This is a genomic window from Chromobacterium haemolyticum, assembly GCF_009936155.1.
GTDB classification, from domain to species: Bacteria; Pseudomonadota; Gammaproteobacteria; order Burkholderiales; family Chromobacteriaceae; genus Chromobacterium; species Chromobacterium haemolyticum.
The window spans coordinates 4,744,087-4,762,847 of record NZ_AP019312.1; the positions used below are offsets into that span (position 1 = coordinate 4,744,087).

21 protein-coding genes and 1 tRNA gene are annotated in these 18,761 nt (G+C 62.2%); 6 read left to right on the forward strand and 16 right to left on the reverse strand.

What is annotated here, in order from left to right; genetic code table 11:
- Window positions 1-31: 31 nt before the first annotated feature.
- The 10 genes from atpA to mnmG form a co-directional block, all read right to left on the reverse strand.
- Window positions 32-1,576, reverse strand: a complete 1,545-nt coding sequence (gene atpA, locus GYH29_RS21860; RefSeq protein WP_019100514.1) for a F0F1 ATP synthase subunit alpha — start codon at window positions 1,574-1,576, stop codon at window positions 32-34.
- 8 nt (window positions 1,577-1,584) lie between these two features.
- Window positions 1,585-2,121 carry a F0F1 ATP synthase subunit delta gene (locus GYH29_RS21865; RefSeq protein WP_043640588.1) on the reverse strand — a complete coding sequence of 179 codons (537 nt, stop codon included), beginning with the start codon at window positions 2,119-2,121 and terminating at the stop codon, window positions 1,585-1,587.
- A 7-nt stretch (window positions 2,122-2,128) separates the two neighbouring features.
- The gene (locus GYH29_RS21870) at window positions 2,129-2,599 is read right to left on the reverse strand and encodes a F0F1 ATP synthase subunit B (protein ID WP_019101090.1); all 471 of its coding nucleotides are present in this window, start codon (window positions 2,597-2,599) and stop codon (window positions 2,129-2,131) included.
- Window positions 2,600-2,649: 50 nt separating this feature from the next.
- Window positions 2,650-2,937, reverse strand: a complete 288-nt coding sequence (gene atpE, locus GYH29_RS21875) for a F0F1 ATP synthase subunit C (protein WP_019101091.1) — start codon at window positions 2,935-2,937, stop codon at window positions 2,650-2,652.
- 77 nt (window positions 2,938-3,014) lie between these two features.
- A complete protein-coding gene (atpB, locus tag GYH29_RS21880; RefSeq protein ID WP_043640594.1) occupies window positions 3,015-3,827 on the reverse strand; it encodes a F0F1 ATP synthase subunit A in 813 nt (270 codons plus the stop codon).
- Between the two features lie 11 nt (window positions 3,828-3,838).
- Window positions 3,839-4,201, reverse strand: coding sequence for an ATP synthase subunit I (locus tag GYH29_RS21885; RefSeq protein WP_039755309.1), 363 nt, complete (start codon window positions 4,199-4,201; stop codon window positions 3,839-3,841).
- 90 nt (window positions 4,202-4,291) lie between these two features.
- Window positions 4,292-5,149: a ParB/RepB/Spo0J family partition protein gene (locus tag GYH29_RS21890; RefSeq protein WP_043589581.1), complete on the reverse strand. Its 858-nt coding sequence runs from the start codon at window positions 5,147-5,149 to the stop codon at window positions 4,292-4,294.
- Window positions 5,150-5,154: 5 nt separating this feature from the next.
- A complete protein-coding gene (locus tag GYH29_RS21895) occupies window positions 5,155-5,946 on the reverse strand; it encodes a ParA family protein (protein ID WP_039755485.1) in 792 nt (263 codons plus the stop codon).
- Complete coding sequence (rsmG, locus tag GYH29_RS21900) at window positions 5,943-6,584, reverse strand: 16S rRNA (guanine(527)-N(7))-methyltransferase RsmG (protein WP_019102452.1); 642 nt, start codon at window positions 6,582-6,584, stop codon at window positions 5,943-5,945. The genes GYH29_RS21895 and rsmG overlap by 4 nt, the downstream gene beginning before the upstream one ends.
- Window positions 6,581-8,476: a tRNA uridine-5-carboxymethylaminomethyl(34) synthesis enzyme MnmG gene (gene mnmG / locus GYH29_RS21905; RefSeq protein ID WP_161524402.1), complete on the reverse strand. Its 1,896-nt coding sequence runs from the start codon at window positions 8,474-8,476 to the stop codon at window positions 6,581-6,583. Before mnmG ends, rsmG begins: the two co-directional genes overlap by 4 nt.
- Window positions 8,477-8,674: 198 nt before the next feature.
- On the opposite strand from mnmG, the gene GYH29_RS21910 reads away from it, so the two are divergent.
- The 4 genes from GYH29_RS21910 to GYH29_RS21925 all read left to right on the forward strand — a co-directional run bounded on the left by GYH29_RS21910 (window position 8,675) and on the right by GYH29_RS21925 (window position 12,987).
- On the forward strand, window positions 8,675-9,424 hold the full coding sequence (locus GYH29_RS21910; RefSeq protein WP_043589572.1) for a GNAT family N-acetyltransferase: 750 nt from the start codon (window positions 8,675-8,677) through the stop codon (window positions 9,422-9,424).
- A 477-nt stretch (window positions 9,425-9,901) separates the two neighbouring features.
- Window positions 9,902-10,603 carry a tRNA (N6-threonylcarbamoyladenosine(37)-N6)-methyltransferase TrmO gene (tsaA, locus tag GYH29_RS21915; protein ID WP_161524403.1) on the forward strand — a complete coding sequence of 234 codons (702 nt, stop codon included), beginning with the start codon at window positions 9,902-9,904 and terminating at the stop codon, window positions 10,601-10,603.
- 56 nt (window positions 10,604-10,659) lie between these two features.
- The gene (locus tag GYH29_RS21920) at window positions 10,660-11,649 is read left to right on the forward strand and encodes a Tim44 domain-containing protein (RefSeq protein WP_081544882.1); all 990 of its coding nucleotides are present in this window, start codon (window positions 10,660-10,662) and stop codon (window positions 11,647-11,649) included.
- A 144-nt stretch (window positions 11,650-11,793) separates the two neighbouring features.
- Entirely contained in the window at window positions 11,794-12,987 is a 1,194-nt protein-coding gene (locus GYH29_RS21925) for a sensor domain-containing phosphodiesterase (RefSeq protein ID WP_161524404.1), read from the forward strand.
- Window positions 12,988-13,005: 18 nt separating this feature from the next.
- On the opposite strand, the gene GYH29_RS21930 is transcribed toward GYH29_RS21925, so the two are convergent.
- The 5 genes from GYH29_RS21930 to GYH29_RS21950 form a co-directional block, all read right to left on the reverse strand.
- Window positions 13,006-13,803 carry a DNA-binding protein gene (locus tag GYH29_RS21930; protein WP_161524405.1) on the reverse strand — a complete coding sequence of 266 codons (798 nt, stop codon included), beginning with the start codon at window positions 13,801-13,803 and terminating at the stop codon, window positions 13,006-13,008.
- Window positions 13,804-14,035: 232 nt separating this feature from the next.
- Complete coding sequence (locus tag GYH29_RS21935; RefSeq protein WP_231138275.1) at window positions 14,036-14,620, reverse strand: BON domain-containing protein; 585 nt, start codon at window positions 14,618-14,620, stop codon at window positions 14,036-14,038.
- Window positions 14,617-15,207 (reverse strand): phosphoheptose isomerase, encoded by a 591-nt coding sequence (locus GYH29_RS21940; protein ID WP_019102461.1) that lies wholly within the window; start codon window positions 15,205-15,207, stop codon window positions 14,617-14,619. The genes GYH29_RS21935 and GYH29_RS21940 overlap by 4 nt, the downstream gene beginning before the upstream one ends.
- A gap of 40 nt (window positions 15,208-15,247) precedes the next feature.
- A complete protein-coding gene (locus GYH29_RS21945; RefSeq protein WP_019102462.1) occupies window positions 15,248-15,583 on the reverse strand; it encodes a YraN family protein in 336 nt (111 codons plus the stop codon).
- Window positions 15,583-16,701, reverse strand: coding sequence for a penicillin-binding protein activator (locus GYH29_RS21950; protein ID WP_161524406.1), 1,119 nt, complete (start codon window positions 16,699-16,701; stop codon window positions 15,583-15,585). The genes GYH29_RS21945 and GYH29_RS21950 overlap by 1 nt, the downstream gene beginning before the upstream one ends.
- Here GYH29_RS21950 and rsmI point away from each other — a divergent pair.
- On the forward strand, window positions 16,696-17,592 hold the full coding sequence (gene rsmI / locus GYH29_RS21955) for a 16S rRNA (cytidine(1402)-2'-O)-methyltransferase (RefSeq protein WP_174243652.1): 897 nt from the start codon (window positions 16,696-16,698) through the stop codon (window positions 17,590-17,592). The genes GYH29_RS21950 and rsmI overlap by 6 nt on opposite strands.
- A gap of 82 nt (window positions 17,593-17,674) precedes the next feature.
- Window positions 17,675-17,759: transfer RNA gene (locus tag GYH29_RS21960), tRNA-Leu, on the forward strand.
- Window positions 17,760-17,968: 209 nt separating this feature from the next.
- Here GYH29_RS21960 and GYH29_RS21965 read toward each other — a convergent pair.
- Window positions 17,969-18,523 (reverse strand): DUF2939 domain-containing protein, encoded by a 555-nt coding sequence (locus GYH29_RS21965; RefSeq protein ID WP_052051875.1) that lies wholly within the window; start codon window positions 18,521-18,523, stop codon window positions 17,969-17,971.
- Window positions 18,524-18,761 lie beyond the last annotated feature (238 nt).

Consider the following 18,761-nt stretch of genomic DNA (forward strand, 5'->3'; position numbering starts at 1 on the left):
CCTAGTAACTGTTTGCGTTAACCGAAAAGACTCAGTTGTAGCTGAAGCCAGCCTTGAACGATTCCATCGCCTTGGCCAGGATTTTCTCGTTGTCGCCGGACAAGTCGCCGGAAGCGTTCACCGCGGCCAACACATCGTGATGGTTCGCGCGCACATAGGCGAGGAACGCCGCTTCGAAAGCCAGGGCCTTCTTCACCGGAACGTCTTCGTAGCTGCCCTTGTTCACCGCCCACAGGGTCAACGCCATTTCGGCGGTGGCCAGCGGCATGAACTGCTTCTGCTTCATCAGCTCGGTTACCACTTCGCCATGTTGCAGTTGCTTGCGGGTAGCCTCGTCCAGATCGGAAGCGAACTGCGAGAACGCAGCCAGTTCACGGTACTGGGCCAGGGCCAGACGGATACCGCCGCCCAGCTTCTTGATCACCTTGGTCTGCGCGGCGCCGCCAACGCGGGATACCGAGATACCGGCGTTGATGGCCGGACGGATACCTGCGTTGAAGAGGTCGGTTTCCAGGAAGATCTGACCGTCGGTGATCGAAATCACGTTGGTCGGCACGAAGGCGGAAACGTCGCCGGCCTGGGTTTCGATGATGGGCAGCGCGGTCAGGGAACCGGTCTTGCCTTTCACTTCGCCGTTGGTCAGCTTGGCCACTTCGTCTTCATTGATGCGGGAAGCGCGTTCCAGCAGACGGGAGTGCAGATAGAACACGTCGCCGGGGTAGGCTTCGCGGCCCGGCGGACGACGCAGCAGCAGCGAAATCTGACGGTAGGCGACAGCCTGCTTGGACAGGTCGTCGTACACGATCAGCGCGTCTTCGCCGATGTCGCGGAAGTATTCGCCCATCGCGCAGCCGGAGTACGGGGCGATGAACTGCAGCGCGGCGGCTTCGGAAGCGGTCGCGGCCACCACGATGGTGTGGCCCAGCGCGCCGTGCTCTTCCAGCTTGCGCACCACGTTGGCGATAGAGGAGGCTTTTTGGCCAATCGCCACGTAGATGCACACTACGCCGGTGCCTTTTTGGTTGATGATCGCATCCAGCGCCACCGCGGTCTTGCCGGTCTGGCGGTCGCCGATGATCAGCTCGCGCTGACCGCGGCCAACCGGAACCATCGAGTCGATGGCTTTCAGGCCGGTTTGCATTGGCTGGGATACCGATTGACGCGCAATCACGCCCGGCGCGATCTTTTCGATCGGGCTGGACAGCTTGGCGTTAATCGGGCCCTTGCCGTCGATAGGCTGACCCAGGGCGTTGACCACGCGGCCAATCAGTTCCGGACCCACCGGAACTTCCAGAATGCGACCGGTACAAGTAACTTCGTCGCCTTCCGAGATGTGCTCGTACTCGCCCAGAACCACGGCGCCGACAGAGTCGCGCTCCAAGTTCATCGCGAGGCCGAAGGTGTTGCCCGGGAATTCGAGCATTTCACCCTGCATCACGTCTGCCAGGCCATGGATACGAACGATACCGTCGGTCACGGAAATCACGGTACCTTTGGTACGGGTTTCTGCGCCTTCGGCCAGGTTCTGAATCTTCGCCTTGATCAGATCGCTGATTTCAGAGGGGTTCAACTGCATGATCTCTCCTAATTCTTGAGGCTTACTGCCATGGCTTGCAGTTTGCCGCGCACGGAAGCGTCGATGACATCGTCGCCTACCAACACACGAACCCCGCCGATCAGGTCAGGGTTGTCACGCACATCAATCCGTACGGATTTGCCGTACTTCTTGGAAAGCGTGTCGGTCAGTTCGGCCTTCTGCGCATCGTTCAATGCAAACGCCGTTTCCACCACGGCATCCACAACGCCTTCCGCTTGCGCCTTGAACACTTCAAACTGTTCGGCGATTTGCGGCAGCAGCGTCAAACGGCTGTTCTCGATCAGCGCGGCCAGAAAACGTTTTACGTCTTCATTGCCGCGCGTGCCCAGAACGTCCAGCATCAGCGCCTCAAGCTCTTGTGCGGTATGTTTCGGATTGGTGATGACGGCTTCCAAATCCGGGTTCTTCACCATGGCAGCCAGCCACGACAGCGATTCCGACCATTGCTGGGTGGCGTGCTGCTCGGTGGCGAGGCTGTATACCGCTTCGGCATAGGGCCTAGCTACGGTAATGAGTTCTGCCATGAGTTAATTAAAACTCCGCTTTGATGGAGGCAAGCAGATCAGCGTGCTTGGCCGAGTCGATCTCTTTGCGCAGGATCTTCTCTGCACCCGCAACCGCCAGGTCGGCCACTTGCGCGCGCAGGGCTTCCTTGGCGCGCAGGACTTCCTGATCGATCTCAGACTTGGCGTCGGCCACAATGCGCGCGCCTTCAACGCGTGCGGCATCCTTGGCCTCGTCCACGATCTGGCTGGCGCGCTTTTCAGCGGCCATCACGATTTCGGTCGCTTGCTGTTTAGCCTTGCGGAGTTCGTCCGCAACGCGCTTTTCAGCGGCTTCCAGATCTTGCTTGCCACGCTCGCCGGCGGCCAGGCCGTCTGCGATGCGCTTGGCGCGCTCATCCATCATGTTGGTAAGCGGAGGCCAAACAAACTTCATGGTGAACCATACCAGGATGGCGAACGTGATCGCCTGACCCAGTAGTGTTACGTTAAATTCCACGCTTGTTTTCCTCCAGTAGTATTACTGCAACAACCAATTCCGCTTAAAAATTAAGCGCCGGCTTTCAGAGCGGCCAGGGCGGCGGACAGGAACGGGTTATTGAAGGTGTACAGCATGGCGATACCAACACCGATCATGGAGATGGCGTCCAGCAGACCGGCCAGAATGAACAGTTTGGTTTGCAGAACCGGAATCATTTCCGGTTGACGGGCGGAGGACTCGAGGAATTTGCCACCCAGGATGGCAAAACCCAGAGCAGTACCGATGGCGCCCAGGCCAATGATCAGGGCAGCGGCCAGTACGGTCATGGACTGGATCTGAGAAACGAGTGCTTCCATTGTGTATCTCCTAAGACTTAATCAAGGATGGTTGGTAAAAAAGCTAAAGAAACAAAGGTAAAACAAAGAAACCGGTATTAGTGCGCTTCCACCGCCAGGCTCAGGTACACGATGGTCAGCATCATGAACACAAAGGCCTGCAGGGTGATGATCAGGATGTGGAAGATCGCCCACGGCGCGCCCAGGATCCACTGCAAGCCCCACGGCAGCAGCGCGATCAGGATGAAGATCATTTCGCCGGCATACATATTGCCGAACAAACGCAGAGACAACGAAATCGGCTTGGCCAGCAGTTCAACCATCTGCAGCAGGAAGTTGGCCGGGGCCAGCAAGATCTTGCCCACGGTGCCTTCGGCATGGAACGGCGCGGTGAACAGCTCCTTGGTGTAGCCACCAACGCCCTTGGCGCTGATGGAGAAACCGATGATGCAGAACATCACGGACAAGGACATCGCGAAAGTGGCGTTCACATCAGCGGACGGCACAACGCGGAAATAGACATGATGCGGCTCGGCGCCGAAGAAGGTGTAACCCACCCACTGGGCCAGCGACGGCAGCAGATCCACCGGCAGCAGGTCCATGAAGTTCATCAGGAAGATCCAGCAGAAAATGGTCAGCGCCAACGGAGCGATCACCTTGCTCTGGCCATGGAATACGTCGCGCACCTGCTTGTCCACCATCTCGACGATGCTTTCCACAAACAACTGCAGCCGGCCCGGATTCTCCAGCTTGGCCTGGCGCGCCACGACGGCGAACACGCCGGCGAAGATGAAAGCGAGAACCAAGGAAATGGAAAAGGTATCAAGGTGCAGGCTCCAGAAGCCGGCGGAAGGATCCGAATTCCAGAAGGTGAGGTGGTGCTTGATGTAGTCAGTTGCGTTGCTTGCCATCGCTCATTTTCTCAATTTTTGATTAAAAGCCCGAACCAGTAGCCGGATACGGCGGCAAAAAATCCGCCAAAAAGACCGACTATCGATAAATCCTTGAAAAATACCAAAGTCGCGCCAAATATCAGGATGGTGAGGACGTATTTGACGGCCTCGGCCCTGAAATGCGCTTTCATCAGTTCCGCGGGGGCGACATGGCGCTTGGCGTAGGCGATCCTGGCGTACACCAGGGCCGGCACCAAGGCCGACAATCCGCCAAGCAAGACAGAAACCGGAATGGCCAGGTTTCCTCCCCCTGCAACCACTCCAATCAACAGTGCGACACCCACCAGAGTGCACTGCAGGCGCAGTATACGCTTAACTTCCGGATTAACCATGTTGACCCAGCAAAAAAACCGCCGAATTATAGGCTTCCCGCTTGATTTGCGTCAACTTGCGTGTCATTGGGATACCGCAGTGCAACACACTCATTTTCCTGAGCTTTTCTGCAGCTTTTCCAGCAAGCCTTCCAGCTCGTCCAACGTCGCATATTCTATGACCAGCCTGCCATTGCCGCGGTTTGCGTGACGAATGCTAACCCGGGCGCCTATGCGTTCCGACACCTGTTCAGCCAGCCTGCTCACATCCGGGTCTGTACGTTTTTGCTGCGGTGCGACTGTGGTTTTTTCCACAGCTTTCTGCTGTACCCTGCGCTCCACCTCGCGCACGGACAGGCCTTTGTCGCCCACCTCCTGCGCCAAGCCCAGTTGCTCCACCACCGGCAAGGCCAGCAAAGCGCGAGCATGGCCCATCTCCAGCCGCCCCTGATGCAACATGGTCTGCACCGGTTCCGGCAAGGCCAACAGGCGCAGCAGATTGCTGACCGCGCTGCGCGATCGGCCCACCGCGTCGGCCGCAGCCTCGTGGGTCAGGCCGAACTCGTCGATCAGGCGCTTGATGCCCTGGGCCTCTTCTATCGGGTCCAATTCCTGACGCTGGATATTCTCGATCAGCGCCATCGCCAGCGCCGCTTCGTCGGGCACGCTCTTGATCACCGCCGGCACTTCGGTCAAACCGGCTTTGCGCGAAGCGCGCCAGCGCCGTTCGCCGGCGATCAATTCGTAATCGCCGAAACCCACTTCACGCACCACCAGCGGCTGAATCACGCCCTGGGCGCGAATCGAAGCGGCCAGTTCATCCAGCGCGGCTTCGTCCATGAAGCTGCGCGGCTGGTATTTGCCGGGACGGATGCTGTCTATGGGCAGGGAGGTGAGTCTGTCGTCCACTGTCTCGGCAGTGGACAGGAGCGCGTCCAAGCCGCGCCCCAATCCTTTTAATTTGGCCATATTGCTTAGACGGAGGGAGTTGTGGTTGCGGGCTCGAGCCGGTCCGCCAGCTCTTGCGCCAGCGCGAGATAAGCCTGAGCGCCGCGCGAGGCGCGATCGTAGACCAGGCCGGGCAAGCCGTGGCTGGGCGCTTCCGCCAGCCGCACATTGCGCGGAATCACGGTGTCGAACACCTTGGCGCCGAAATGGCGGGCCAACTGCTCGGACACCTGCTGCGACAAGTTATTGCGCGCGTCGAACATGGTGCGCAGCAAACCCATGATCTCAATCTTGGGATTCACCGCCACCCTCACCTTGCGCAAGGTCGCCACCAGGTCGGACAAGCCTTCCAGCGCATAGTATTCGCACACCATCGGAATCAGCACGCTGTGCGCCGCCACCAGTCCGTTCAAAGTCAGCAGGTTCAGCGACGGCGGGCAGTCTATCAGCACATAGTCGTACTGCTCCTCCACCGCCTGCAGCGCGTTTTTCAGCCGCGCTTCGCGCGCCAGTTCGTTGACCAACTCCAGTTCCGCGCCGCCCAGATCGCGGTTGGCGGGCAGCACGTCGTAGCCGCCCTCCTTCGCCGGCTGGCGCGCATCTTCAACCGAGGCCTCGCCCAGCAGCACGTCGTAGCCGGACAACTTCAGGGATTGCTTGGCGATGCCGCTACCCATGGTGGCATTGCCCTGCGGGTCGAGATCGACAATCAGCACGCGCCGGCCCAAGTCGGCCAGGCCCGCCGCCAGATTCACCACAGTCGTGGTCTTGCCGACCCCGCCCTTCTGGTTGGCGACCGCGATCACCCTTGAATTCATTGCGCACCCACCCCTTCCAGGCGCATTCTCACCAGGTGCCGTTCGGCATCCAGGCCCGGCACTGTCACCGGCAATACTTCGGAAACCACCGTACCCTGCGGCAACAAGGCGATTTCCTCGTAAGGATAGACACCCTTCATTGCGACATATTGACCCTGCTCCGCCAACAGGTGGCGGGTCAGCTTGACGAACTCGGCCAGTTCGGAAAACGCCCGGCTGGTGATGCGGTCGAACTTCTGCTCCGGCTGGTAAGCCTCTACCCGCTCGGTCATCACCTGCACATTGGGCAGGCCCAGCTCCACCACCACCTGGCGCAGGAAGGTGGTTTTCTTATGATTGGAATCCAACAGCACCACCTGCAAGTCCGGGCGGGCGATCGCCGCCGGAATGCCGGGCATGCCGCCGCCGGAGCCCACATCCAGCAAACGGCTGCCGCCGTCCAGATGCGGCACCAGGCTCAGGCTATCCAGCAGATGGTAGCTGACCATGCGCTTTTCCTCGCGCACAGCGGTCAGGTTGTAAGTCTGGTTCCACTTGGCCAGCAGCGCCAGGTAGCGGTCCAGCAAATCGATTTGCGCGTCGCTCAGTTCCAGTTTCAGCTGCGACAGGCCTTGTTGTAGTTCTGTGGTATGTGTCATGCGGTTTTCGTTGCGTCGGCAAAGCCGCGTTTCAAGTGGACCATCAAAAGAGCAACCGCCGCCGGGGTGATGCCCTGGATGCGTGAAGCCTGCCCCAGGGTCTCCGGGCGTTGCTGGTTCAGTTTCTGCTGCACTTCCTTGGACAGGCCCTTGACCAGACCATAGTCGATATCGGCCGGCAGGCGCACGTCCTCAAGGTTGTCGCGGCGCGCCAGTTCTTCGTTCTGGCGGTTGATATAGCCTTGGTATTTGACCTGAATTTCCACCTGCTCGGCAACCGCCTCGTCAGCCACCGCGCCGCCGGCCTCCGGCAAGGTCATCAAATCGGCATAGGCGACGTTGGGGCGTTTCAGCAAATCGTACAGGCTGTACTCGCGCTCAATCGCCTTGCCCAGCAGCGCTTGCAGCGCGGCGGCGTCGCTCAGCCGCGCCGGGTGCAGCCAGGTGGCTTTCAGCCGCGCCTTCTCCGCCTCCACCGCGTCGCGCTTGCGGCAGAAGCTGTCCCATTGGACGTCTCCGATCAGGCCGTGTTGGCGGGCGATCTCGGTCAGGCGCAGGTCGGCGTTGTCTTCGCGCAACTGCAGGCGGAATTCGGCTCGGCTGGTGAACATGCGATAGGGCTCGGCCACGCCCTTGGTGATCAGGTCGTCCACCAGCACGCCCAGATAGGCCTCGTCGCGGCGCGGGCACCAGCTAGCCTGCTCCCGGGCGAACAAGGCGGCGTTCATGCCGGCCAGCAGGCCCTGAGCAGCGGCCTCTTCATAGCCGGTGGTGCCGTTGATCTGACCGGCGAAGAACAGACCCTGGATCGCCTTGGTTTCCAGAGAGGCCTTCAGACCGCGCGGATCGAAATAATCGTATTCGATCGCATAGCCGGGCCGCAGAATGTGGGCGTTTTCCATGCCGCGGATCGAACGCACCGCCGCCAGCTGGATGTCGAAGGGCAGGCTGGTGGAAATCCCGTTGGGGTAGAACTCGTGCGTGGTCAGGCCTTCCGGCTCCAGGAAGACCTGGTGACTGTCCTTGTCGGCGAAGCGGTTGATCTTGTCTTCAATAGACGGGCAGTAACGCGGGCCCACGCCTTCTATCACCCCGGTGAACATCGGGCTGCGGTCGAAACCGGAGCGGATGATCTCGTGGGTGCGTTCATTGGTGTGGGTGATCCAGCACGGCAGCTGCTTGGGGTGCTGCGCGCGGCTGCCACGGTAGGAGAACACCGGCTCCGGCGTGTCGCCCGGCTGCTCTTCCATTACGGAGAAGTCGACGCTGCGGCCGTCGATGCGCGGCGGCGTGCCGGTTTTCAGCCGTCCCACCGGCAGGGCCAGTTCGCGCAAGCGCGCGCCCAGCGTGGACGCTGCCTGATCGCCGGCGCGGCCGCCGGTGTAGTTTTCCATGCCCACATGGATCTTGCCGGACAGGAAGGTACCGGCGGTCAACACCACGGTTTTGGCGCGGAAGGTGATGCCGATGGCGGTGATGGCCCCGGCGACGCGGTCGCCCTCTATCAGCAGATCGTCCACCGGCTGCTGGAACAGCGTCAGATTGGGCTGGTTCTCCAGCATCTCGCGGATCGCCGCCTTGTACAGGATGCGGTCGGCCTGCGCGCGGGTTGCGCGCACAGCCGGGCCCTTGGAGGCGTTGAGGGTGCGGAACTGGATGCCGCCGATGTCGGTGGCCAGCGCCATCGCGCCGCCCAGGGCATCCACTTCCTTGACCAGATGGCCCTTGCCGATGCCGCCGATCGACGGATTGCACGACATCTGACCCAGCGTCTCGATGTTGTGCGTCAAAAGAAGGGTGTTGCAGCCCATGCGCGCGGCCGCCAAAGCGGCCTCGGTGCCGGCATGGCCGCCGCCCACCACTATCACGTCGAAGTTTGTCGGATAAATCATGGCTTTGTCGGAAAGAGCAAATCGAACGGAAAAACGGCCTATTCTACGCCAAATCCTGAACCAGCGTAAGTCGTTGATTTCAATAAATCCAGCTGGTAACCGCGGCGTCAAGCGCCGGTCACCCGATAGTCATATTAAAGACATCGCCGCGTCAAACAAGCTGCCTAGCATGGGGCTCACCACAAAAGGGAGCAAAACATGCTGCTAAATGAACAGCTTGCCGTGAGCGCCAAACCGCGCCTGAGCGTGCGCGTGGCCAGTGAAGCGCAGGATATCCGCCGCGCGCAGAAGCTGCGCTTCGATGTGTTTGCCGGAGAAATGGGCGCGGAGCTCGCCTCGCACGATCTAGGCATCGATTGCGACGAGTACGACGAGTTGTGCGACCACCTGATCGTGGAAGACGCCGCCAGCGGCCTGGTGGTGGGCACTTACCGCATGCTGTCCCCGGCCATGGCGCGCCGCGCGCCCAGCCTGTATTCCGAGCACGAGTTCGACCTGACCCGGCTGGCCCACCTGCGCGCCGGCCTGATCGAAGTGGGCCGCTCCTGTGTGCACCGCGATTTCCGCTCCGGCGCGGTGATCGCCCTGCTCTGGTCCGGCCTGGCCGACTACGTTCAACTGCACGGCGGTCAATACCTGGCCGGCTGCGCCAGCGTGTCGCTGAGCGACGGCGGCCACCAGGCGGTCAGTCTGTACCGTCAACTGGAAGCCAAGCACCTGTCGCCGGCGGAATGGCGGGTGTTCCCCCACCTGCCGCTGCCTCTGGACCGAGTCTGCGACGACGCTCCCTCCGCACCGCTGCCGGCGCTGATCAAGGGCTATCTGCGCGCCGGCGCCTATATCTGCGGCGAGCCGGCCTGGGACCCGGACTTCAACTGCGCGGACTTCTTCATGCTGCTGCCCATGGGCCGGCTGAGCAGCCGCTACAACAAGCACTTCGTCGGCTGATCTGTACCAAGCTGCCAATAATGTAGATGCGCCGTCAGGCGCATCTTTCATTTTGCACCCACAAGCCGCATGATGGACGGATTCACTGTCCACCCAGCGCTATCATGCCCAGGCCACCCTCGGTAACCCGCGCCATTGCGCCCATCCTGATCCTAATCCTAATCCTAATCCTCGCCAGCCTACTCCAGAGCGCTTACCCGCTGCTACGCGGCTGCGCCCTCATCACCTTGCTGCTTTTTCTTGCTTGTGCCTCCCTGAGCCATACCCGCACAGCCATCCATACCGGTGTATTCCATGATTACAGATCACGGACAAGCATCTTGAGACAAGACCGGTCCTTTCGTTTCTGGCTCCACGTTTCGATCACTCTGATATTGGGCATAGGCATGTTGGCGGCTGCTGTTGCCTTACTTGCGCGGCTGTTTCCTTGGGCATAGCAGGAATAAAGCTGTGGGGCAGCAATGCTACAATCCGGCCATGAGCCACACCTTTGAAACGGTAGGCGTGATCCATTCGCCCTACCGCGAAAAATTCGGCATCCCGCGCCAGCCCTCGCTGGTCAACGCCGCCCGCATCACGCTGGAGCTGCTGCCGCCCTACGACCACCCCGACATGGTGCGCGGTCTGGACGCGTTTTCCCACGTCTGGATCAGCTTCGTGTTTCATCAAACCGCCGACCGCGGCTGGCAGCCGCTGGTGCGGCCGCCACGGCTGGGCGGCAACGCCAAAGTCGGCGTATTCGCCAGCCGCGCCACCCATCGCCCCAATCCGCTGGGCCTGTCACTGGTGCGGCTGCTGCGCGTGGACACCCAGCCCAAGGTAGTGCTGACGCTGGAGGGCGCCGACCTGCTGGACGGCACCCCGGTGCTGGACATCAAGCCCTATATACCCTTCGTCGAAGCCAGGGCCGACGCCCGCGGCGGCTTCGTCGATGGCCCGCCGCCGCAATTGAGCGTGGGCTGGGACGCCGCAGCTCACGCGCAACTGGTCACCGAAGCCAGCCTGCCGGACGATTTCGCCGCGCTGGTGGAACAGGTGCTGGCCCAGGATCCGCGCCCGGCCTATCAGGATGACCCGGAACGGATTTACGGCGTGGCGCTGCACCAGTGGAACGTGCGCTTCCGCGTGGAAAAAAACCATGCGCAAGTCATTGAAATTCAGCCATTGACCCCGAACTAATTTTTTGCGCTCCAGTCATACCGGGGCGATACCAACCACTCAGGAAAAAAGCAAATATGACCACCCGCGCGAAGACGATCATGCTCGCCTTCACCATGGTTTCCATGTTGGCCGCCCCGTTCGCGGAAGCGGCCCGCCTAGGTAAAGGCAAGAGCGCCGGCATGCAGCGCTCGGCCCCCACCCGTTCTTACCAACAACAAGCGCCGGCACGCCCGGTGGCTCCGCCCGCGCAAGCGCCTGCGCCTGCTCAAGCTCAACCCAAGTCCGGCCCCGGCATCGGCACCGCCGTAGCCGCAGGCGCGGCCGGCGCGGCAGCCGGTTATATGCTGGGCTCCGCCATGAGCGACAAAGGCGGACAACAGCAAGCTCCCGCCACGGCTAACGGCAACGCAGATCCGGCCCTCGCGGCGCAAGCCCAAGGCCAGCAGCCGCAGAAGAGCGGCGGCATGCCCTGGGGCACGCTGGCCCTGCTGGGCCTGGTGCTGGTAGGCGGCTATATGTTCTTCCGCCGCAAAGCCGGAGCGGCGCGTCCGGCCATGGCTGCACCGCAAGCAGCGGGCATGCCGCAGAATATGGGCGGCTATCAAGAACCGGCCCGTTTCGACTCCATCCCGAAAATCGGCTCCGGCCTGGGCGGCGCGCAAGCCGGCTTTGGCGGCGGCGTGATCAGCGAGGCGCCCGCGCGCCTGCCGGACGGCACCGAGACCCCGCACTTCCTGCGTCAGGCCAAGGCCACCTTCCTGCACCTGCAAAGCTTGAACAGCACGGAAAGCCTGGAAGAAGTGCGCAAGTACATGACGCCGGACCTGTTCAACGCCTTGCGCGAGGACATCGCCGGCAATACCGACGTGGCCGACTTCCCGCAGCTGGACTGCCAGCTGTCCGAAGCCAGCACCGAAGGCAACCGCTATATCGCCAGCGTGCGCTTCTCCGGCATGGTCAGCGAAGCCGTAAACGCGCCGGCCGAGCCGTTCACCGAATACTGGCACTACATCAAGGACGACAGCACCAACGGCAAGTGGTTGGTGGCGGGCATCCAACAGTAATAAGGTTTTTAACATCTTTATCCAAACGGGCCTCTTGGCCCGTTTTTTATTTTTAATAGCGATGCACTAAACTGGAATGCCAATTGCTTCAGGCAAAAAAACAATACTGGCCATAGAGTCCACGCCACGGAGGGCAGCTATTCCATGAAAGAATTCGAGCATGCCGGCTTGAAACTCGGCAGTCACTTCCAGCCTATCTACAGCCTGGCTCATCGGCGCACGATAGGAATGGAAGCCTTGCTGCGCGCCAGACAGGACGCCTCCCCGCTGACGCCGGCGGAGGCCTTTTACTCCGTCGTCTCTCCCGAACGCCGCCACCAGTTGGATCTGGCTGCGAGCGAAGCCCATGCCGTCCATTTCAGCCAGATGCAGAGCGACCACCCTTGCTGGCTGTTTCTCAATATCGACGCCGCGTCCTTATCGCGGCCAGAGCGCGCGATGGCCTTGGCCAACAGCATCAAGGCCGCCGGGCTAGACCCCAGCCAAGTGGTGCTGGAAGTGCTGGAACATGTTCTGGAAGTGGACGAGGCGCTGATTGAAGGGGTGAATGTACTGAAAGGCAGCGGGTTTCTGATCGCCATCGACGACTTTGGCGTCGGCCACTCCAACCTGGACCGCGTCTGCCAGCTAGAACCGGACTTGGTCAAATTCGACCGGCACCTGCTGCGCGCCGCCGTCCATCAGCCGCGCACCCGCAACCTGCTGGCCAAGCTGGTGCGGTTGATGCACGAAATTGGTGCTTTGGTGGTGGAGGAAGGGATAGAAACCGATCAGGACGTGCTGATCGCGCTGGAGTCGGGCTGCGATTTGGTGCAAGGCTATTTCGTCGCTCACCCCAGCGATCAGCCGGATCAGGACCACATCATCACCCCTCGCATCGATGAACGCTGGGATGAGCTGATGGCGCGCGAACTGCTGAAACGCAAACTGACCCGGCGCCAGATCGAGCTGGCGCGACAATCTTTTGTTCAAAGCGCCATCTCGCTCATGCAAGGCACGCCGTTCGACTTGGCCGCCAAGCCGATGCTGGCACTGCCGGACGTGGTGCGCTGCTTCCTGCTGGACAGCGCCGGACGCCAGATCGGCCGCAACCTGAACAGCCGCCAGCCGCGGGCCGCCGCCAATCCCAAGTTCGCGCCGCTGGTGGACACCACCGGCGCCGTCTGGTCGCGGCGCAGCTACTTTCAACATGCGGTGGACCAACCCGGCGTGCTGTATATGAGCGAGCCTTATCTGTCCATGACCGACACCCGCTCCTGCGTAACTATCTCGATGGCGATAGAAATCGACGAGATCATGCACGTGCTATGCGCCGACGTGCTGATTCCCCAGCACTGACGGCGGCCGCGCTACGCATCAACGAAACTTCAGAATATCCTCGGCGGCCGGTTGCGGCGTGTAGGCGGCCGTCAAGGAAGGTTCCTCGTCGCCGGGCTCCGGCGCGGCCATCGGTTTGGGAGGCGTTTTGATCCGAGCCACTTCCGCCTTCATCGCGGCGCTGGCGCCCGCTTGCAGCAATTCGCCACGCAACTTGGCTAGCGCGTTTTCCGCCGCTTGGCCGTCCGCGGCGCTCAGGCGCAATTCGCTCTGGGCTCGCAGCAACTGGCTTTTCGCCTCGGATAGCTCCCGCTCCAGTTCGCCGACTCGGGCCTCGGCCTTGTCCATACGCTCGCGGAATGCTTCCGCCTGCGGCTGCGCCACCGCCAGGTCCTGCGCCTGCTGCGCGGCTAAGGCTAGAGAGGAGGACAGTTGGCGGCGCGTGGCGTCCAGCTCCGCCGCCTGACGTTCGAAAGCGCCGGCAAGCTCGGCGCGCAGTTGATCCAACTCGGATCGCTCGCGCTCCCAGGCCGCCTGGGCGGCGCTCAAGCTGTCGTTGGCCAGCGCCTTGGCTTGCGTCCAGATCGCTTCCAGCGCGGCCAGCCCCGCCTGGCTGACGCCTTCCGGCACCTCCCCGTCCAAGGCCGCCGCCGTCGCCGGCTGCACTCGTCGCCAGTCTTTGAGCACCACGCTGGCGGCGTCCATGTCCACGCCCGCCAGTTGACGGACCTGGTCTACGGCGGGATGTCGCATGCGACCGGACTTCTCGTATAGTTCCGTCGCCGCCGCGATGATGCGCTCCCGCGTCTCCGCCGATATCTTGCCCGCCTGGTTCATAAAGCCGCGTCCTCGCCCATCTTTCCAACTGCGTTGCCGGTACGCCTGGCCGATGCCAGGCGTCAGAAATACGCCGAAACCCAAGGATTCGGCAGCAAGGCAAATTCCAGCAGAACCGCCGGCAAGCGGACATAGGATTTTTCCTAAAAAAATAGGCGATTCCTCGTCCCCGCTCCGACTGACAATGAAAAAGCCCGGCGTAAGCCGGGCTGGTCATCGCGGGACATCCGCGTCACTGCGCGATGTCGTTGATGTATTCGAACAGGGTCACCACTTTTTGCACGCCGGAAGTCTCGCTGACCACCTTCGCCGCCGCCGCGCCTTCGGCCTGGGTCACCATGCCCAGCATGTAGACCACGCCGCGCTCGGTCACTACCTTGACGTTGTTGGGGTTGTAGCCTTTGCCGTCCAGCAGGCGCGTGCGCGCCTTGCTGGTCACCCAGGTATCGCTGCTGCGCTCGGAAAAGCCGGACGACGGCGCCACTACCGTGTAGTTGAACACGCGGCGCACATTGGGGATGCCGCGCGCGGTCAGTTCCGCTTGCTGGCGCGCCTGCTCGCTGGGCACTTCGCCGGTCAGCAACACCGCGCGGTTGAAGCTGGTGGTGTTGACGTGGGCGGACGGCAACAGTTTGCCGATCTGGTCGGCGGCTTTCAGTTCGATGCCCTGATCGTCCACATAAGCGCCGCTAGTGCGACGGTCGGTGGCCACCAGCGCGCCGCCGGCGGCGCCCGCCGCCACTACGCCGAAACAACCGCTCAAGGCGCTGCTGAAACCAGCAGCCAGCAATACCGCGAATACGCGACGCTTCATCATTCACCTCCCAACAGCATGTAATCAATGGTGTCGCACAAGGCGTGGACCACCAGGGTGTGCACTTCCTGAATCCGGCAACGGCGCAACGCCGGCACGATCAACTGAATGTCTTCCGGCGACAGGATCTCGGCCACTTTGCCGCCGTCCATGCCGGTCAAGGCGATCACGCTCATGCCGCGCTCGTGCGCCGCGTAGATGGCTTCGATCACATTGGCGGAATTGCCGGACGCCGAAATCGCCAGCAGCAAATCGTTGGTATGCCCCAGCGCGCGCACTTGCTTGGAAAACACCATGTCGAAATCGTAATCGTTGCCGATAGCGGTCAAGGCGGAACTGTCTGTGGCTAGCGAAATCGCCGCCAATCCCGGCCGCTCCTTCTCGAAGCGCCCCACCATTTCCGCGGCGAAGTTTTGCGCGTCCGCCGCCGAACCGCCATTGCCGCAAGCCAGAATCTTGCCTTCGTTCATCAGGCAAGCCACCATCTGTTCCGCCGCCGCGGCTATCGCCGGCGCCAACAGCTCCATCGCCTCTTGCTTGACGGCGATGCTTTCCAGGAAATGCCCGCTGACGCGGTCAATCAAATCCATGGGACATCCTTATCTCTCTAGGGCCTGTCGGCCCATAGCACTACATGAAAATATTCTGCAACCATTGCGGCTCCGCCTCGCCCACGGTCAACACCGCGTCAAAACGGCATGGCGCGTCTATTCCCTTTTGGGACAGATAGACCTCGGCGGCCAGCATGAGTTTCCTTTGCTTGGCCGCGCCTATGCTCGCGGCCGCGCCGCCAAAGGCCGCGCTGGCGCGATGGCGCACCTCGATGAACACCCAGTAGCGCCCATCGCGCATGATCAGATCGATTTCGCCGCCGCGACAGGACCAGTTGCGCTCCACCAGCGTCAGACCCCGCCTCAGCAGCCAGGCCAGCGCCCTATCCTCGGCGAGCCGGCCCTGGAGATTCACTACGGCTGCTCCAGGCTTAGCACCGCCATCGGCAGTTGGCGCTCGAACAGACGGTCGCTCCCCAGCCTCAGGTCGCCGGTGACGCCGTCCAGCCTCAGCCCCGCCGGCTGCCTGGCGCCCGCCAGCAGCACCGCCAGCCGCCAGGCGTCCACGCCCAGCGCGTACAAACGCTCGGTCTGCACCGTCAACGCCGCCGCAGGCCGCGGATAGCGCTTCACCGCCGGGTGCTCCGGCATCAGGAACCAGGGCATGTCTATCACCCTCACTCCGGCCAAGGCCGCCGCGCTGCCCCGGCCGTTAAGCTGGGAGGTGCCGTACACTGGCAACTCCGGCGCCAGCGCGGTCTTGACGATGCCCGCCTCGTGAGCGTCCAGCGCCATGAACACCGCGTCCGAGCCGACCGCCGCCTGCAGTATCGCAGGCAAGCTGTCCTGCTTGGCCTCCAAGGCCATGGGCGACTTGCCTCGGCTCAGGACCCGCCACTCGTCGATGAAAGCCTGACGCAACCGCTGGGACAGGTTGTCCGCGCCGAACAGCAGCAAGGGGTTGGCCCGGCCGTCTTCATGCATCAGGCGCGCCACTTGGCGCGCCTCGCCTTCGACGATCAGCGACAAGGAGAACAGTTTGGGATTGGCCGGCACTTCGCGGCCTATCGAATTCAAGGCCAGCGTGGGCACAGACACCAACGGCGCCACCGCGGCGATGGCGCCGCGCGACAACGGGCCTATCACCACATTGACCCCGCCGGCCAGCGCCTGACGGTAGCTGGCCACGGCGGTGTCCTCGGACGCGTCGATGGGCACCAGCTCGGCGTTCTGATCCACGCTCGCCGCCGCCTCCACCCCGCTGCGCACCACCGCGGCGGCTTCGCCCAGAGTGGCTGAGCCGGTGGGCAGCAGCAGGCCGACGCGCAGGCGGCCGTTGGCCGGCTGCGGTTTCGCCGCCGTCGCGCTGGCGTCGCGCGGCGCGGCCGCCGGAACAAGCGGCTTAGACGCCGGCTGGCCCAGCAACTTGAGCGGCGCGGTGTTGCTTTGGATGATATAGTCCGGGGTTTGCGCCATTGTCGGCGTCAACCAAGTCATCAAGACGCCAACCAACAGCGGAGTCAGTCTTTGCATACTTCGTTCGCTCATCTGCTTGAATCAGCCAGGGAAAGTTTCTGTCGCGGCACATTATATGTGGTGGCCACGCCCATTGGAAATCTGGCGGACATCAGCGCCCGCGCCTTGGCGGCTTTCAGCGCCGCCGATGTGGTCTGCGCCGAGGACACGCGCGTCACCGGACAACTGCTGTCCGCCTACGGCATCCACGCTAAACGCCTGGTCAGCCTGCGCGAGCACAATGAGCGCGGCATGGCCGAACAAGTGGTGCGCTGGCTGTCCGAAGACCAAATCGTGGTGCAGGTGTCGGATGCCGGCACTCCGGCGGTGTCGGACCCCGGCGCGCGGCTGGCGGAAGCGGTGCGCGCCGCCGGCTTGCCGGTGCGGCCGGTGCCCGGCTCCAGCGCGGTGATCGCCGCCTTGTCCGCCAGCGGTCTGACCGCGCCGTCCTTCCTGTTTCACGGTTTCTTGCCGCCCAAAAGCGGCGAGCGCCGCAAAACGCTGCGCCAATGGCAGTCCGCGCCGCATCTGACCGTGTGCTACGAAGCGCCTCATCGCATCGTCGACACCCTGCGAGACATCGTGGCGGAGCTAGGCGCGGAACGCCGCGTACTGCTGGCGCGCGAGCTGACCAAAACCTTCGAGACCTTCCGCAATCTCCCCGCCCAGGAAATGTTGGAGTGGGTGGAATCCGATTCCAACCAGCAGCGCGGCGAGATTGTATTGATCCTGGACGCTGCCCCGGCGCGCGACGAGACCGATGACGCCGTGCCGGAAGAAACCGTGCGCGTGCTCAAGCTGCTGGCGGCGGAATTGCCCACCAAACAGGCCGCCTCCCTGGCCGCGCAGATCTGCGACGGCAACCGCAAACAGCTCTACGACCTTGTGCTCAAACTGAAGCAGGATTGAGCCGCCGCGAAGCTCCTAGGAAAAAAGGATTTACAAAGCGATTTGCTATCGCTATCATTCGTGTTCTCGGAATGCCGAAGACGCCCGGATGGCGAAATTGGTAGACGCAGGGGATTCAAAATCCCCCGCCGCAAGGTGTGTCGGTTCGAGTCCGACTCTGGGCACCAGCGATTTGGCAGGCCGAAACCCCAAAAACCCCGCACAGCGCAAGCTATGCGGGTTTTTTGTTGTCTTCTCTACTTAGACACGATCTCGCTGACTGAGACGAGACAAGACGAAACCCGCTGAGAAAGCGGAATGCGCCGATCGCGCATGAGCATTTCCAAGCGGGTTTCAACACCACACGGCCAACATGTAGCGGATCGTCAACAGCTTCTTATTCGGGTAGCCGCACCGCCGACAATTTCCAGCCGAACCAGCCATCGCGCTTGAAAACCAAGCCCAGGGACTGTTCGGGTTTCTCCTTCTGTTTCACCGTCACCACGAAGCGGTCAATGTCTTCATAGCCCATGGCCGTATCCACGCCGGCGCGCCGATCTTCCGATGCGCCGCCGCCGGTCGCCGGTTCATCGGCGCCGCCTTGCGGCAGACCCGGCTTGGGCTTGATCCCCCGCATCATCAAGGCCAGGCTTTCCGGCGTCACCATGGCGTCCACCACCGGGGCGACCACCGCGTCGGCAATGGCCGCGCCCATCGCCGCCAGCGGGTTCTTGTCCTTGGATTGGTTCAGGTCCAGCACCGATTTGGGCACGACGGACTCTTTCAGACTGTTGCGCAAGGCCGGGTAGTCCACAAAGCCGGACAACTTGGCCGCGTCGCGCGCATCCAGCGCCTGCTGCATCCCGCGCACCGTCAGATACGGCGTCGCGTAGAACCACGCCCCCAAGGCCAACACCGCCGCGCCCAGCGCCAGCTTCACTTTGATGCTCATGCTTATCCCCCTGAATCGAGCGGCCGCGTCCATACGGCTCATAAAGTCTACAGACCGCCGGCCGGCGCGCAGATTCCCGCCGGCCACGGCAAAAAACGCGCGGCCGGTTTCCCTGAGCCTGTTCAAAGCCACGCGAGCAAGAACGAGACAAGGCGAAAACGAGCGGAAAAGCGGAATGTACACGTGGTACATGAGCATTTTGAGCTTGTACTCACCGTGCAACCCTCCACGAAGCGCA

Excerpts from the sequence above, each read along its gene's own strand:
- atpA (WP_019100514.1), bottom strand. The coding sequence starts at position 1,576 with ATGCAGTTGAACCCCTCTGAAATCAGCGATCTGATCAAGGCGAAGATT.
- GYH29_RS21865 (WP_043640588.1), bottom strand. The coding sequence starts at position 2,121 with ATGGCAGAACTCATTACCGTAGCTAGGCCCTATGCCGAAGCGGTATAC.
- atpE (WP_019101091.1), bottom strand. The coding sequence starts at position 2,937 with ATGGAAGCACTCGTTTCTCAGATCCAGTCCATGACCGTACTGGCCGCT.
- atpB (WP_043640594.1), bottom strand. The coding sequence starts at position 3,827 with ATGGCAAGCAACGCAACTGACTACATCAAGCACCACCTCACCTTCTGG.
- GYH29_RS21885 (WP_039755309.1), bottom strand. The coding sequence starts at position 4,201 with ATGGTTAATCCGGAAGTTAAGCGTATACTGCGCCTGCAGTGCACTCTG.
- GYH29_RS21890 (WP_043589581.1), bottom strand. The coding sequence starts at position 5,149 with ATGGCCAAATTAAAAGGATTGGGGCGCGGCTTGGACGCGCTCCTGTCC.
- GYH29_RS21895 (WP_039755485.1), bottom strand. The coding sequence starts at position 5,946 with ATGAATTCAAGGGTGATCGCGGTCGCCAACCAGAAGGGCGGGGTCGGC.
- rsmG (WP_019102452.1), bottom strand. The coding sequence starts at position 6,584 with ATGACACATACCACAGAACTACAACAAGGCCTGTCGCAGCTGAAACTG.
- mnmG (WP_161524402.1), bottom strand. The coding sequence starts at position 8,476 with ATGATTTATCCGACAAACTTCGACGTGATAGTGGTGGGCGGCGGCCAT.
- GYH29_RS21910 (WP_043589572.1), top strand. The coding sequence starts at position 8,675 with ATGCTGCTAAATGAACAGCTTGCCGTGAGCGCCAAACCGCGCCTGAGC.
- tsaA (WP_161524403.1), top strand. The coding sequence starts at position 9,902 with ATGAGCCACACCTTTGAAACGGTAGGCGTGATCCATTCGCCCTACCGC.
- GYH29_RS21920 (WP_081544882.1), top strand. The coding sequence starts at position 10,660 with ATGACCACCCGCGCGAAGACGATCATGCTCGCCTTCACCATGGTTTCC.
- GYH29_RS21925 (WP_161524404.1), top strand. The coding sequence starts at position 11,794 with ATGAAAGAATTCGAGCATGCCGGCTTGAAACTCGGCAGTCACTTCCAG.
- GYH29_RS21930 (WP_161524405.1), bottom strand. The coding sequence starts at position 13,803 with ATGAACCAGGCGGGCAAGATATCGGCGGAGACGCGGGAGCGCATCATC.
- GYH29_RS21935 (WP_231138275.1), bottom strand. The coding sequence starts at position 14,620 with ATGATGAAGCGTCGCGTATTCGCGGTATTGCTGGCTGCTGGTTTCAGC.
- GYH29_RS21940 (WP_019102461.1), bottom strand. The coding sequence starts at position 15,207 with ATGGATTTGATTGACCGCGTCAGCGGGCATTTCCTGGAAAGCATCGCC.
- GYH29_RS21950 (WP_161524406.1), bottom strand. The coding sequence starts at position 16,701 with ATGCAAAGACTGACTCCGCTGTTGGTTGGCGTCTTGATGACTTGGTTG.
- GYH29_RS21965 (WP_052051875.1), bottom strand. The coding sequence starts at position 18,523 with ATGAGCATCAAAGTGAAGCTGGCGCTGGGCGCGGCGGTGTTGGCCTTG.